10 protein-coding genes are annotated in these 13,706 nt (G+C 46.6%); 4 read left to right on the top strand and 6 right to left on the bottom strand.

What is annotated here, in order from left to right; genetic code table 11:
• From Q0340_RS04190 to Q0340_RS04165, 6 genes are all read right to left on the bottom strand, one after another.
• On the bottom strand, positions 1 to 3,613 hold a 3,613-nt coding region (locus tag Q0340_RS04190), incomplete at its 3' end, for a diguanylate cyclase (RefSeq protein ID WP_298082288.1).
• Between the two features lie 51 nt (positions 3,614 to 3,664).
• On the bottom strand, positions 3,665 to 4,354 hold the full coding sequence (gene modB, locus Q0340_RS04185) for a molybdate ABC transporter permease subunit (RefSeq protein ID WP_298082287.1): 690 nt from the start codon (positions 4,352 to 4,354) through the stop codon (positions 3,665 to 3,667).
• A 1,022-nt stretch (positions 4,355 to 5,376) separates the two neighbouring features.
• Positions 5,377 to 6,225 carry an ATP-binding cassette domain-containing protein gene (locus Q0340_RS04180; protein WP_298082286.1) on the bottom strand — a complete coding sequence of 283 codons (849 nt, stop codon included), beginning with the start codon at positions 6,223 to 6,225 and terminating at the stop codon, positions 5,377 to 5,379.
• A complete protein-coding gene (locus Q0340_RS04175) occupies positions 6,212 to 6,604 on the bottom strand; it encodes a hypothetical protein (RefSeq protein WP_298082285.1) in 393 nt (130 codons plus the stop codon). The genes Q0340_RS04180 and Q0340_RS04175 overlap by 14 nt, the downstream gene beginning before the upstream one ends.
• Positions 6,604 to 7,371, bottom strand: coding sequence for a molybdate ABC transporter substrate-binding protein (gene modA, locus Q0340_RS04170; protein WP_298082284.1), 768 nt, complete (start codon positions 7,369 to 7,371; stop codon positions 6,604 to 6,606). The genes Q0340_RS04175 and modA overlap by 1 nt, the downstream gene beginning before the upstream one ends.
• A 101-nt stretch (positions 7,372 to 7,472) precedes the next feature.
• Entirely contained in the window at positions 7,473 to 8,261 is a 789-nt protein-coding gene (locus tag Q0340_RS04165) for a TOBE domain-containing protein (RefSeq protein WP_298082283.1), read from the bottom strand.
• A gap of 184 nt (positions 8,262 to 8,445) precedes the next feature.
• On the opposite strand from Q0340_RS04165, the gene Q0340_RS04160 reads away from it, so the two are divergent.
• The 4 genes from Q0340_RS04160 (at position 8,446) to Q0340_RS04145 (ending at position 13,574) form a co-directional block, all read left to right on the top strand.
• A complete protein-coding gene (locus tag Q0340_RS04160; protein WP_297924655.1) occupies positions 8,446 to 9,165 on the top strand; it encodes a VacJ family lipoprotein in 720 nt (239 codons plus the stop codon).
• A 2-nt stretch (positions 9,166 to 9,167) separates the two neighbouring features.
• A complete protein-coding gene (locus Q0340_RS04155; RefSeq protein WP_298082282.1) occupies positions 9,168 to 9,752 on the top strand; it encodes an ABC transporter substrate-binding protein in 585 nt (194 codons plus the stop codon).
• Positions 9,753 to 9,775: 23 nt separating this feature from the next.
• Positions 9,776 to 12,583 carry an MMPL family transporter gene (locus tag Q0340_RS04150; protein ID WP_298082281.1) on the top strand — a complete coding sequence of 936 codons (2,808 nt, stop codon included), beginning with the start codon at positions 9,776 to 9,778 and terminating at the stop codon, positions 12,581 to 12,583.
• Between the two features lie 265 nt (positions 12,584 to 12,848).
• The gene (locus Q0340_RS04145; protein ID WP_298082280.1) at positions 12,849 to 13,574 is read left to right on the top strand and encodes a hypothetical protein; all 726 of its coding nucleotides are present in this window, start codon (positions 12,849 to 12,851) and stop codon (positions 13,572 to 13,574) included.
• Positions 13,575 to 13,706 lie beyond the last annotated feature (132 nt).

Here is a 13,706-nt window from a genome sequence, read left to right as displayed (position 1 = left end):
CGAGAGCAAATCCAAACTCCCGCTTTAGCTTGCCTGTGACCTCCACCATCGTTCGGATAGCATTTTTTTTCTTGCCTATGTCAAGGCAGAGCTCGCGGTCGATTTTAACGATATCGAAAGGCTGGGCATTCAAGAATGGAATATTGCTTTTATTTGCACTATTAAGGGCAAATTTAACCCCAAGATCTGCATAACGCCCACGCGCAGGGGCGAATTCCTTAAAATTTTGCTCGCTAAAATCGGTTATCTCAAACATCAACTCGCCTTTTGCATTAGCCCTGTCTCGCAAGCTGTGAGCTACGAAATCGTAAAATTCGTCGTTTGTAAGCACGGCTAGACTCACATTTATGGAGCAGTTTGCGCCCGTTTGAGCGTTAAATTCCATCATCTTTGAAAACGCAAATTTTGAGATTGGCAACTCAAATCGCGGCTCGCTTAATATCTGCGCAAAATCCTGCGGGGCAAGAATTCCGCGCTTTCCGCGATCCCAGCGTAAAAGCAGCTCATATCCGTAAATCTGCGCGCCGCTAATGATCGGCTGATAGAGCACGAAAAACTCCCCCTCTTCGATCGCCGCAGCAATCCCTTCCTCGCTAGGTTCGTCTGCTTCGGCGCGCTCAAAGATGCAGTAGCGGTTTTTGCCGCTCGTTTTAGCGCGATACATCGCTCTATCGGCGCGCGATAAAAGTCCTGGAAAATCGATCTTTTCGCTGCCGTCGTAAAACGCTGCGCCAACGCTGATGCTTGCGCTAATTTCGTTGCCTTTGAGGTTAAATTTCATCTTTGAAATTCCAAGCAGACGATCTAATAGCACATGCGCGGCATCCTTGCTTTGCAGATCGCCGATGATGGCGCCAAACTCATCGCCGCCTAGACGCGCCAAGATATCGCCTTTACGCAGTAGCCCGCTCATCGCCTTTGAGATAGCCTGCAAAAACATATCGCCGACCTCGTGCCCGTAGGTGTCGTTGATCGCCTTAAAGCCGTCAAAATCGATGAAAAGCACCGCCATAAGCTTGGAATTTTCGCCCGAGTTTGCGGTAAATCTCTGCGCAGCCTTCATAAAATACACTCTATTTGGAAGCCCGGTAAGCGCGTCGTGATGGGCGATCTTGGCTAGCTCGCTCTCTTTTTGCTTGATCTGCGAAATTTCGGTAAACATCAGAATGAAATTTGAAGTAAGCGAAAAATCATCCTTTATCGCAATTGCCGTAAATAGCGCAGGAAAGGTGCCGCCGCCTCTTTTTAGTCCGTAAATTTCATCTTTGTAAGAGGTCTGTTTGCCGACGAGATTTTTTCTAATCCTCTCCATCACGTCTGCCCCGCCCTCTGTAGGAGCGAAGAAATTTGGAATTTTGCCGATAGTTTGGCTTTCGCTATAGCCGGTGATTTCATAAAAGGCGTTATTAGCGCGCAGCACGCGACCGCTCTCATCTGTGATTAAGATCGCCTCTAGCGAGCGCGAAAAGACGTTGGCGTTTAAATTTAACTCCAGCTCCGTCTGCTTGCGCGAGCTAATATCTTCGAGCGTAGTTTTTACAAGGCGAGAGCGAGAGCCGTGCTTTTCGGTGACGTAGCCTTGCATACTGATCCAAGTATAGGCATTAGCGGCGTTTCGCAGACGGAATTCGCAGCTAAAATCGCTCCTAAGCCCGGCGGTGCATTCGCGGATCATTTTATTGAAATTCTCTAAATCCGCGAAGTAAATTTCATAACTGAACTCCCCGAAGCTCATCGCAGTATTTAGCCTTTTGCCGCGATATTTTAAAATTTTAAAGTAATTTTTATCAAACGACAGCGTCTGCGCGTCAAGATCGATTAAGCAGGTGCAAAAATTCCTAGTCTCGATTACGGTGCGGTAAAAGTCCAAATCCTCCTGCAAGCCGCGGATCGCCTTAACATCGTCATCGATATTTTGAAAATAAAACGCAGCCCTGGCGGCGGACTTTTTGACATAGATGCTCACTTCGTAGCTATAGCGGATATTGTCATTGTGGCGAATTTTATAGCTTTGAGAAAAGCTTAGCTCTTCTGCGGGCATATCGGCTAAGCGGTTTAAAATTTCATTTTTAGCCTCATTCGCATCCTTTTCATCCAGCAAATCCCATAGCCTTATCTCGCCGCTTAAAAACTGCGCCGCTTCGTAGCCCCAAAGCTCTTTTATATTTTTGCTCGCATCTACGATCTTGCCCGAAGTGTAGTCAAACACGAGCGTAACGATAGGCGCGTGATTTAAATACTCATATTTTTGCTTAGTTTCATCGTAAAATCTGCGATATTTTGACGCATCCAGTACCACAAAAAGGGTTGAAATTTTACTTCCGTCGCGGATATAAGATTTTTTAACATAAAGATCTTTGACGCCATTTTTGGTCTCTTGGCGGGTTACGACATAGTTTTCTTTGACATAGTTTGCGCGCTGGGTTTGATAGGCGTGATCGTAAAACGAGCCTGCTTGCAGCGCGAAGATATTCCGTCCTACGACGTCATCGCCGTAAAGCTCGCGTGCGCCGTTGCTAGCGCTTTCGATCGTGCCTGCGACGTTATCGATGCTAAGCACCGAAAGAGAGCTGTATTTTAGCGCATCTTTAAAGCTGAGGCTAAAATCGCCGTGGCGCAAATTAGACTTCAAAACCTCGTCTATGGATTTAGAAATTTCTAAGACGGAGCTTAGCGGATTTAGCGCTTCTATATCGCGAATTTTGGAGTGGTAATCCCCTTGGCGCAGAGCGTTTTGAACTGCTGCAAGCGGGATAAAAACGCGCTTTTTTAAAAACGTAAAATTTGAAATTAGAAGGATTAAATAAGCTAAAATCGCTACTGCCAGCGCTACAACGATAAAATCGTCCGCGTCCAAAAAATAGCCGGCTCGTTCGCGAGCCATTACGAAATTATCTCCAAATTTCGCAAGATAGGCAAAGCTTAGCCCAGATTCGTCTTCGAAGCTTACCACTTCGCCTAGACGCGAAAAATCAAAATCCTGCCCTAATATATCGGTTACGCTGCCAGGAGCGTTAAAGAATTTGCCTTCGGCGTTAAAGACCAAAATATCTCCCAGCGAAGAGAGCCTGGCAATCGGCCTAGCAGTGTTGGCAAAGCCTAGTAGATATGAATCAGCGTTTACGCGCTTGATCAAAAAATACCGCCACGCCCCGTCCATCATCATATAGCGCGATACCCATTCATCCTTTTTTAGCTCGCTTGCGATATCCGCAAGCCGTATCTCGCCAAGATCCGAAATACGCGCATCCGATGAAAAATGCGCCAAGCTTTCCTGCTTCGCGCCGCGGGCGCGCAGATAAAAAATAGCGTCAAATCTATGAGAAGATTTTACGACGTTGCGGATCAAATCCGCATAAAGCTCGCTTTGCGCAGCCTCATGCCTTGCGTCCAAAGAAAGGATAGTTTCTTTTAGAATTTCAAGCTCGCTAAAAAGCGACTCGTCGGTATTTTTAAGTAAAGTAATCGCCGTGCGCGTCCGCAAATCAAGCTGCGTAGCGATCCTAGTGCGCAAAAAGCTAATCTCGCAAACTACTACAAGCGTAAGCAGCGCAGCGCCTAGAATCAAGGCGGCGTTAAATCTTTCGGTAACGAAGTCTTTTTTGTTTTTCATGCCAAATTCCAAATTTTGCGGGATTTTAGCAAATTTCGTTTTAAAGCCGATTTAAGCTTGTATTTTCGCGCCCTTTGCGCCCAAAAAATGCATAATCAAAAGTACCGCAAAGCTAAAGAGCAGCATCAGCGCCGAATACGCGTGAGCCTGCGCAAAATCGAGCGTCTCAGTCGCTTCATAAATCGCAATGGAGGCAACCTTGGTCTGCTCGCTCACGCTGCCGCCGATCATCAGCACGACGCCGAACTCGCCCATCGTGTGCGCAAAGCAGATCACCAAGGCGCTAAGCAGGGAGTGGCGTATCGCGGGCAACGCGACGCGAAACAGCTTGGAAAAATAGCCCTTGCCAAGCGAGTCGCACGCCCAAAAAAGCGAGCGCGGAAGCGAACGAAAGCCCGAAACCAGTGGCGAAAACATAAACGGCAGCGAGTAGATACAGCTCGCGATCACGAGCCCGCTGAAATTAAATACGAGCCGAAGCCCGAAATGTTTGTCGAAAAACTCCCCCAGCACCGAATACGGCGAGAGAAAAACGAGCAGGTAAAACCCTAGCACCGAAGGCGGCAGCACGAGCGGAAGCGAGATGATCGATTCGATCACGCTTTTGCCGCGGAAATTTTTTCTCGCTATAAAAAATGCAAGCGGCACGCAGATGATAAACAACGCGAGCGTCGTCAAGCTGGCAAGCTTTAATGAAACGAGAAACGGCGTGTAATCGAGCCCCTTTAGAATTTCGAACATTTATCCTCCGAGCCGAGCCGCTGGGCCCAAACTATAAAATTTTAAAAGCCTAGCTCTGCTTTAAAATTTAGAGGCAAAGCTGGATAGAATTTGCGCAAACCTCATAGTCATAAGGCCTTGCAAAATGAAATTTTGAAAAATTCTGCGCAGACCTAGCTGCGCAAGAGCTTTAGCCAAATGAAATTTTGGAAATTCCGTGCAAGCCAAACTGGGCGGAATTTATAAAAGTGCTTGGCTAATAAATTCCTTCAGGCGTGCGAATTCCGCCGAGCTTTTAAGCTCTACCCAAGCTGGCAAATTTTTAAGACCACGAATTTGCCAAGCTAAAATTCTAAAAAGCTTCATAGGCTTTAACACTTGAACGGGCAGGATTCATCTGAGCGCAAATTTCACGCAAGATAGGCTAAACGACACCTTCCGAACGACCTAGCGAAATTTCATTGAGACCGACAAAACGAAATTTTAAAATTTCGTATAAACCTACAAGAGCCGGGTTAATGAAATCTTGTCATAGATTATTAAGCGAGTTTAGCACGCAAGCTTCGAGCTGCTAGAGCTTTTAAAATTTCCAAGCCACAAAATCCAGGCAAAATTCTAAATCTAAAAATTTAAGTTTTTGCGAAGCTTCACATTAAATTTTTTACCAAGATCGCATGATAGAATTCGCGCAACTCCTGCCGAAAAGCAAATCAAAAGTCGTTAAATTTATAAATCAACTCACTGCGCCAATCAATAAATTCAAAGAAGGAATTTAATGGCGCCTGCCTGCGCAAAATCTAAAATTTAAAGCTTAATTTCCCCACGCTATCTAGGCTCGCATTGCAATTTTACTCTAGCCTGCGTTTAAATTTTTGCATTTCTGCAAAATCTAAGCGCGATGCGAATGAAATTTTAAAATATCCCCGTATTTTACGGACAAATCTAGCTAAAATTTCGCAAAATCCCTCGTCTAAATTCCATAAAAGCCTGTATTTAAATCTCTAATCTAGTTGAAATTTCTCACCCAGGCACGCCCAAAAAGTTTAAATTTTACGCAGAGTGATATTAAAGGCTTTGGCACCCGCTTTGACCTCGTCGCCTACTTGCAAGCCCTCGGCTTCTGCACCGCTTAGCACCACTTCGCACAGCTGGCTGCCGATCGCTACGACAGCCACTTTGACCCCGTCGCGTGCTTGCAAATCGACAATCTTGCCCGCGAAAGAAAACTTCTGAGAGCCGCTAGTTTTAAGAAAAATTTCCTCCGGCGTACCGGTGCGGACGATCCTGCCGTCCTTCATCTCATAAACCCGCTTGCAAAGTCTATAAATCTCGCTTACGTCGTGGCTTACTAAAATCACGGTCTGATGAAACTGCTCGTGGATCTTTAGCAAATACTCTTGGATTTTTTCGCGCATCGTAAAATCAAGCGCCGAAAGCGGCTCGTCAAGTAGCAAAATTTCAGGCTCTTGCATCAGTGCGCGAGCAAGTGCCACGCGCTGCTTCTGTCCGCCGCTAAGACCCTCGACGCCGGATTTCGCAAACTCGCTAAGCTCTAAAATTTCAAGCAGCATTGTGGCTTTTTGCGGATCGTTTCTGGCAAAAAGTAGATTGCCCGTCACGCTCATATTCTCAAAAAGTGCGTAGTCTTGAAACAAAAAGCCGATCCTGCGCTTGCCCGCACTTAAGAATTCATTGCCTTCTTGCAGCACACGATCGCCGTCTTTTATACTACCGCTATCTGCGCGCAAAAATCCCGCCAAAATGCGCAGCAGTGTAGTCTTACCGCTGCCGCTGCGCCCATATAGGCATACAAACGAGCCTTTGTTAATCTCTAAGCGAGCATCAATCGAGAAATCATCACTGATTTTTTTCTTACAATCAATCGTTATCATATTTTTCTATATATATCGCAGTGGCGCTAATGTATGCGAAAACCTCGTCGCCCTCGCGTAAAGCAAGCTCCTGCGCGCAATGCGCGCTAATGAGCACATCAAAGCTTATCTTGCCTTCAAATCTAAGCGTGCATAGAATTTCGCCCAAGCTTAGGCTCGTAATCTTGCCGTGAACTTCATTTTCGCTAGATACGCCACTTAGAGCTTCGCGAGATAAAAGCACATCGGTGCTTTTAAAGCCCACGTAAACTTCACTGCCCACCTTAAGCTCGCTACTTAGCTGCAGAAATACGCCGCGCAGCTTGATGCCGCCTGCAATAAATCCTACAGAATGGATGCCGTCTTTTTGTAAAATTTCGTTGATTCTCGCTCTAATCATTAAAACTCGTATCCGTACTTAGCAAAGATCGCCTTGCCTTTATCGCTTAGGATAAAATCATAAAACGCCTTGGCTTCTGCATTATCTTTGGCGCGGTTTAGCACGACCATGCCTTGAGCTATCGGCTCGTAGAGGCTGGTGTCGACCAAGACGAAATTTTCGCCCTGCTTGCAAGGCTTGCCGTTGCAGCCGTCCTTTGCCATCTTAGGCGCATACATCGCGCTGGCCGCGATAAAGCCGACGTCGGAAGCTTTAAGCGCTTGCGAAAGAGCCTCGCCAATCGATTTTGCTTCTACGATTTTGCCTTTGATCTCATCGTAAACTCCCGCTTTTTGGAAGGCCTGTACGCTTGCGGTGCCGTAAGGAGCGGTCTTTGGATTTGCTATCGAAATCGTTTTGACGCTAGGGTCTTTTAAAGCTTCAAGCCCCTTGCTAAGATCTACGCCGCGCATGCTAAACATCGCGACCTTGCCCTTTGCATAGGTTTTGGCAGGCGCCGTCGCAAAGCCCTCTTTATGCAGATCGTCTGCAAATTTCATATCCGCCGCCATAAAAATATCAAACGGCGCGCCGTTTTTGATCTGCGTGCTAAGCGCACCGCTGGCGCCCAAGCTCACGTTTAGCGTGGTTTGCGGATGCAGCTTGGCAAATTCTGCCTTGATCTCGTCAAACGCATACGTCGTGTTCGCAGCAGCTGCGATGCTGACCTCGCCTGCGCTAAGCGCGCTTGCCGTTAAAATTCCTAAAAGCACTGCTTTCAACTTCATTTTATGCCTTTCGCTTCGGCTCTCGCCGAGAATCGAATTGTATCTAAAATTTTAAATTTACGCCTTAAATTTTAAAATTTTGCGCTCCCAATTTCACCCTATTACGCGCCAATAATGATCTCGCTAGGCTCGATGATCGCCGTTACTTCATCTCCTACTCCTAGAGCCATCGCGGTGGCAGATTCTCGCGTGATGATCGCGGTGATGTTTTGGTGCGAGCTTGTGCCTAGACAGATCTCTGCGTTTACCGCGCCGATTTTGACCTCGCTAATCGTGCCTTTGATTTTATTCGTCGTGCTAAGTTTTAGCTTCTCCGAGGCTCCTTTAGCGACGATGACGCTTGGGGCTTTGAATAAAAACAGCACATCCTTGCCCATCTTTAGCCCTAAATTTTTTTCGCTCTCTACGGTTACCGTCGCGCATAAAATTTCGCCACCTGCGAGTTTAGCCGTGATTTGAGAATTTACAGCGCCTGTTTGAACATCCGTAATCTCAACGCTTAGCTGATTGCGTGCAGAAAGCTTCATACCGATCTTCTCTAAGCTTAAAAGGCTCTCTTCGGTAATCTCGTCAAGCTTTAAAATTTCACTCAAAAACGTCTCGCCTGCGTGGCTGATAGCATCATAGGCGCGAATCAACTTGTGAGCGTAGGGGGTAAGCTCCGAGCCGCTATTTTTCTTAGTGCCTTGAGTGCGGACGATGAGCGGCTTTTTGCTCGCGTTGTTGATTAAATTTAGCGCGTCCCAGCCGTTTTTATACGACACTCCTACGATCTCTGCGGCCTTTGTAATACTTTTAGTCTCATCTACGGCCTTAAGCAGCTTAATGTGCTTGGCTAGAAGCGATGTTTCCTTGCCAAGTAGGAATTCCAAAGCAAATTTTGCGTCCATTTTTATCCTTTCTTATTTACTTTCGCGTGATTTTATAATATATCCTCTGATATATTTCTTAAAGAGCCGCAGGCTTTATTTTGCGCTATAAAGAGGGAAATTCTATACAAAATTTTACCCTTATTGACAAAATTTCTTTAAATTTGTAAAATCGCCACTTTGATTTATAAAGAAGGGTCACAATTTGAAATTTATAAAAATTATATTCTTAGCCGCGGCATTGGCACTCTGCGGTTGCTCGCAAAAGCAAGACGTAGCGCCTAGCGATACGGATGGTTTTGACGAGGAGTTCGCGCAGCGTGAGGTTTTCGATCCGCTTAGCGGCTATAACCGCGTTATGACGAGCTTCAACGACGTATTTTACTCATACATATTAACCCCCGTAGCCAGCGGTTACGACTATGTAATGCCCGATCCGATCCAGGGCGCGTTTTCAAATTTTTTCTATAATATTTTATATCCGATGAGGCTCGTAAACAACCTATTGCAGGGTAAATTTGAAAATTCTTGGGACGAGACGAAGCGGTTTTTGATCAATTCGACCGTCGGCTTCGGCGGGCTTAATGATATGGCAGGCAAATACTACGGAATTCCACGCCACGACGAGGATTTCGGGCAAACGCTCGGGTATTGGGGCGTGCCGGCAGGTCCTCACATCGTCTGGCCGATTTTGGGGCAAAGCAATCTACGCGATACAGCTGGACTTGTAGGAGATTATTTTTCAAACCCGATAAATTATATTAAAGATGGCACGGTGCGAAACTCCGTCAACGGATTTAGAATATTTAACGACTACTCGCGCGATCCTAAATTTTATGAAAAAATGACCAAAGATGCGGTGGATCTGTATCCATTTTTACGCGATGCTTACGAGCAAAATCGCGAAAAACTAATAAAGGAATAACAATGAAAATTTTAAAAGTTCTAGCGCTTTGCGGAGCGCTTTTGATTTCGGCGCACGCTATTAGCGATGCGGATATCGAGCCGGTGATGAGCCAGAAGGTCGCCGAGGCCGTAGGCATTATGCGAAGCAGCGCGCCCAAAGACGCAAAGCCCGCGAAAATTTTTGCACTTTTTGACGGCTATTTTGATTATAAGATGATGGCGAAGCTCTCCCTTGCGAAGCATTACGCTAGCCTTAGCCCCGCGCAGATCGAGGAATTTAACAAAGCTTTCGAAGCGCATCTTAAGCGCTCGTTTATCGAAAAACTTTCGCTTTATACCGATCAGGATATGAAGGTGCTAAGCAAACAAAGCCCGAGCGATAAGCGCCGCGTGCTAAAAACGCAGGTCATCGGCGAGCAGAAAAACTACGACATAGATTTTAAATTTTATCCTAACGGCGCCGATTGGCGCATCTACGACGTCGATATCGTGGGTGTTAGTCTAATTCAGACCTACCGCTCGCAGCTAGGCGACGTAACGCAAAGCTTGGGCTTTGACGAGCTCATAAAGCGGCTAAATTCCACCGTCATCAATAGCGGCGAATAGTGGCACGCCCAAAAGAGCGGTATTTGAAAAAAATTTTTCGCCTAATCGTCGCGTTTCCGAAAATCACGCTTGCGCTGTTTACGGCGCTGGCGCTCTTTTTCGGATATTACTCCACAAAGCTCGAGATCGACGCTTCGAGCCAGACGCTTCTACTAGATAATGACAAAGACCTTCAAATTTGGCGCGAAGTATCCAAGCGCTACGAAACGCCGAATTTCTTGGTGCTTGCATACACTCCCGCGGGCGATCTTTTAGCGCCCGAGACGATCCGCAAGATAGCGCAGATGGATGCGGCTTTTTCCAAGCTTGATTTCGTCGCCGGCGTCACGGACATCACCAACGTGCCGCTTTTGCTAAACAAAAGCGAGGGTATGAGCGAGCTGCTTAAGCACATACCCACTCTTACCGACGCGGACGTAAATTTAACCGCGGCTAGGCGCGAGTTTGCCACAAGCCCCTTTTACGCATCAAATTTAGTAAGCGCCGATTTTCGCACTACCGCAATTTTGATAAATTTAAAGCCTCAGACCCGCTACGAGGAGCTTTTGCACCTAAGAGACGGAGCTAAAAGCGCTCTAGAGCAAGCAGAGCATGAGGCCAACCGCTCGGGGGCTCAAATTTCACAGCTTAAAGACGCGCTTAAAGTTGCAGAGCAAAATTTTAAATCCTACCGCGACGAGCTGCGCGAAAAGGATCACCGAGATATTATGGCTTTGCGCGCGCTGATCGCGGGCTTTGAGAAGGAATTTGCGGGCGATCGGCTATTTTTGGGCGGACTGAATATGATCGCCGACGATATGGTAGGCTACGTCCGCTCGGATCTGGCGACCTACGGACTCGGCGCCTTGGTGCTTCTGCTAGCTTGCTTTTGGCTCTTTTTTAGACAGGCGAAATTTATCCTGCTGCCGCTCATCATCTGCGCGTATTCGGTCGTGCTTGCAGCGGGATTATTCGGCTTTTTGAGCTTTGAGGTCACGGTGATTAGCTCAAATTTCATAGCGCTTCAACTCATCATAACGGTTTCGGTCTGTATCCACCTAATCGTCGCCTACCGCGAGTTTAGCGCGCGCTTTCACGCATTTTCGCAGCGCCAGCTCGTTTATGCGGTGCTGCGCGAGCGCGCAAGACCCTGCTTTTTCGCGATCTTTACGACCGTTATCGGCTTTATGTCGCTAATTTTTTGCGATATAAAGCCCGTAATTTCTCTGGGAATTATGATGAGCGTAGGCATCAGTATCTCTCTAGTTACGGCATTTGGAGTATTCGGCGCGGTTATGTCGCTTCTGCCGCGTACGCACAATAACCGCAGCTTCGAGCAGCACTTTAAATTTACGCTTTGGTGCGCCGAAACGGCGCTACGTAGCAGAGGCGCGGTCTACGGCGTGTGCGCTGCGGCGGTGATCTTCGGGCTATACGGTATCTCGCAGCTGCGCGTCGAAAACAGCTTCATCGGCTACTTCAAAAAAAGCACCGATATCCGCGCGGGTATGGAGGTCATCGATACCAATCTGGGCGGAACGATCCCGCTTGATATCGTCGTTAAATTTAAAAGTGCGGGCGGCGCAAATCCCGCTAGCGAGAGTGAAAATTCCGCAAGCGGCGGCGCAAATTTTAAGAACGGTGAAAATTCCAATCCCGCGGGGCAAAATTCTATCGCGCAGAATTCCGCTGCACAGAATTCTACCGCCACAGCGCAAAATTCTATTGCAGGAAATTCTATACCTCAAAGTTCCGTTGCCGCGGCGCAAAATTTCAATGATCAAAATTTTACCGAGCAAAGCTCTGCTATGGCAGCGCAGCCAAGCGACGCCGCAAATTCAGATCAAACCCACACCGTAAATTTAGAGCAAAATTCCACCGCGAGCGACGATTTTGGCGATTTTGAAGCCGAATACGCCGCCAACGAAAACAAGCCGCAGTATTGGTTCACATCCGAAAAGATGCGTATCATCGGCAAAATAGATGATTTTTTGAAGGACAAAAACGTCACGGGACACGAGTTTATCGGCAACGTAAGCTCGCTCGCATCGCTTTTAAGGCTCGGCAAGCAGATTAATCAAGGGCGCGATCTGGATGATCTAAGCCTTGCTCTAATCTACTCTGAAATACCGGCAAACTACCGCGAGACGGTGCTTTCGCCCTTTGTGAATATCGAAGCGAATGAGGCGCACTTTAGCGTCCGCACGATAGACAGCGATCCGCGCTTACGCAGAGCGAAATTCCTAAAAGATCTGCAAAGCGGGCTAAATTCTTTGCTCGCGGGCGAGCAGGCAAGCGCGCAGATCAGCGGTATAATGGTGCTTTACAACAATATGCTTCAAAGCCTAATGAGCTCGCAGATAGACACCCTGGGTATCACGGTGCTCGTGCTTTTCGTGCTTTTCGTGATCATCTTTCGCTCATTTTCATATGCTCTTATCGCGATCGTCGTAAATTTGATCCCTCTTTGCGCCTGCTTCGGCATCATGGGGGTTGCAGGCATTCCGCTGGATATCATGAGTATTACGATAGCGGCGATTAGCATCGGTATCGGCGTAGACGATGTCATCCACTACATCTACCGCTACAAACGGGAGTTTGCGCGCCTGGGCGACGAGGCCGCGGCAATCCGCGCGAGCCACGCAAGTATCGGATACGCGATGTATTATACGTCGTTTGCGATCATTCTAGGCTTTAGCGTGATGATGATGAGTAATTTCTGGCCTACGATCTACTTCGGGCTGCTAATATGTCTGGTGATGAGCCTACTGCTTTTAGGCGCGCTCATAATCCTGCCGTCGCTAATAATGAGCCGAAAGAGCTTAAAATTTAGCCTCTTTAAAGCTAAATAAATTTTATCTCGCTATAATTGCCGCATTTGGAGAGGATGGCGACCTGGTGGCGTCTGCGGACTTCAAATCCGATAGGAGGGCGGTTGACCGTTTTCCGGGGGGTTCGATTCCCTCCCTCTCTCGCCGAATTCTTTCATCAAATTTTACTTTTGTATTCTTGATCTCTAGCGCTTTGCGAATTTATCTCAAATTTCAGCTCTAAATTTATCTGTTATTAAACAGAGATGGGTAGCATTGCTCGTTAACTTTTCTTGAAGGAGCGAGTATGAAATACGCATTAGGCGCTGCGCTTGCGGCGTTGATTTTTGCAGGATGCGGCGATAACGATGTGGAGCTTGTCAAAAACTACACTCTTCCCGACTTTAAATCTATGAGTATCGGCGCGGCGATCGAAGGCTCGAAAATCTGCAAAAATATCACCTGGAGCAAAGAGGAGAACGGCGGATTAAAGACGGTTAAGATGCTCTGTGATGTGGATATAGAGCAGAGGCTTAAATCATATAAACAAGAGATGCTAGACTCATCTTTAAAAAGGGTTATGACTTTTTATGAGGGCAAGGCTTACGACGCGCAGGGTTTGTTTAAGCTGGCAAAAGAACACTGCAAATTAAACGAAGCTAAATTTCAAGAAACGCTTAAAAACCAAAGGCAAAATAGAATTTTTGAGGAGGAATGGAAGTCGGTAGATTGCGACGACAAATTAAAAGGGGAGATACTAAAAGAAAGCGATACCGAAATCTACATAGACTTTATTATAGAGTGCTTAAAAGCAGCCGTTTATTACTCGCAAATAACAGCAGAACAATTGGACGCGAGCTTCGGACATAAAGAAGGCGGATCATCAAAGCTTGCTATCGAGCTAAATTTTATCGTAAATGAGGGTAAAAGCGTAAATCTGTCTGATAAATTTAAACTTATCACGAACGGTAAAGAAGATCCCGTAAATAAAATGAAGTCAAAAGATGTCATAGCGGGCTTCTACGAAAGATAATAAGCGCCTCATCTCGCGACTAAATTTGATAAAATTTTAAAATTTAGCCGTTTTTTTATAATAAAATTTCATTCAAAATTTCAGGTATGATTTTAAATTTAAAACGCGGCGGAAACAGTTTCGCCCGCCGCG

Origin of the sequence: uncultured Campylobacter sp. (genome assembly GCF_938045595.1) — a bacterium.
Classification (GTDB): domain Bacteria; phylum Campylobacterota; class Campylobacteria; order Campylobacterales; family Campylobacteraceae; genus Campylobacter_B.
This window is presented reverse-complemented; position numbering and strand designations above follow the sequence as displayed.

What these genes read in the sequence shown, in the direction of transcription:
- modB (WP_298082287.1), bottom strand. Translation starts at nt 4,354, where the DNA reads ATGTTCGAAATTCTAAAGGGGCTCGATTACACGCCGTTTCTCGTTTCA.
- Q0340_RS04180 (WP_298082286.1), bottom strand. Translation starts at nt 6,225, where the DNA reads ATGATAACGATTGATTGTAAGAAAAAAATCAGTGATGATTTCTCGATT.
- Q0340_RS04175 (WP_298082285.1), bottom strand. Translation starts at nt 6,604, where the DNA reads ATGATTAGAGCGAGAATCAACGAAATTTTACAAAAAGACGGCATCCAT.
- modA (WP_298082284.1), bottom strand. Translation starts at nt 7,371, where the DNA reads ATGAAGTTGAAAGCAGTGCTTTTAGGAATTTTAACGGCAAGCGCGCTT.
- Q0340_RS04165 (WP_298082283.1), bottom strand. Translation starts at nt 8,261, where the DNA reads ATGGACGCAAAATTTGCTTTGGAATTCCTACTTGGCAAGGAAACATCG.
- Q0340_RS04155 (WP_298082282.1), top strand. Translation starts at nt 9,168, where the DNA reads ATGAAAATTTTAAAAGTTCTAGCGCTTTGCGGAGCGCTTTTGATTTCG.
- Q0340_RS04145 (WP_298082280.1), top strand. Translation starts at nt 12,849, where the DNA reads ATGAAATACGCATTAGGCGCTGCGCTTGCGGCGTTGATTTTTGCAGGA.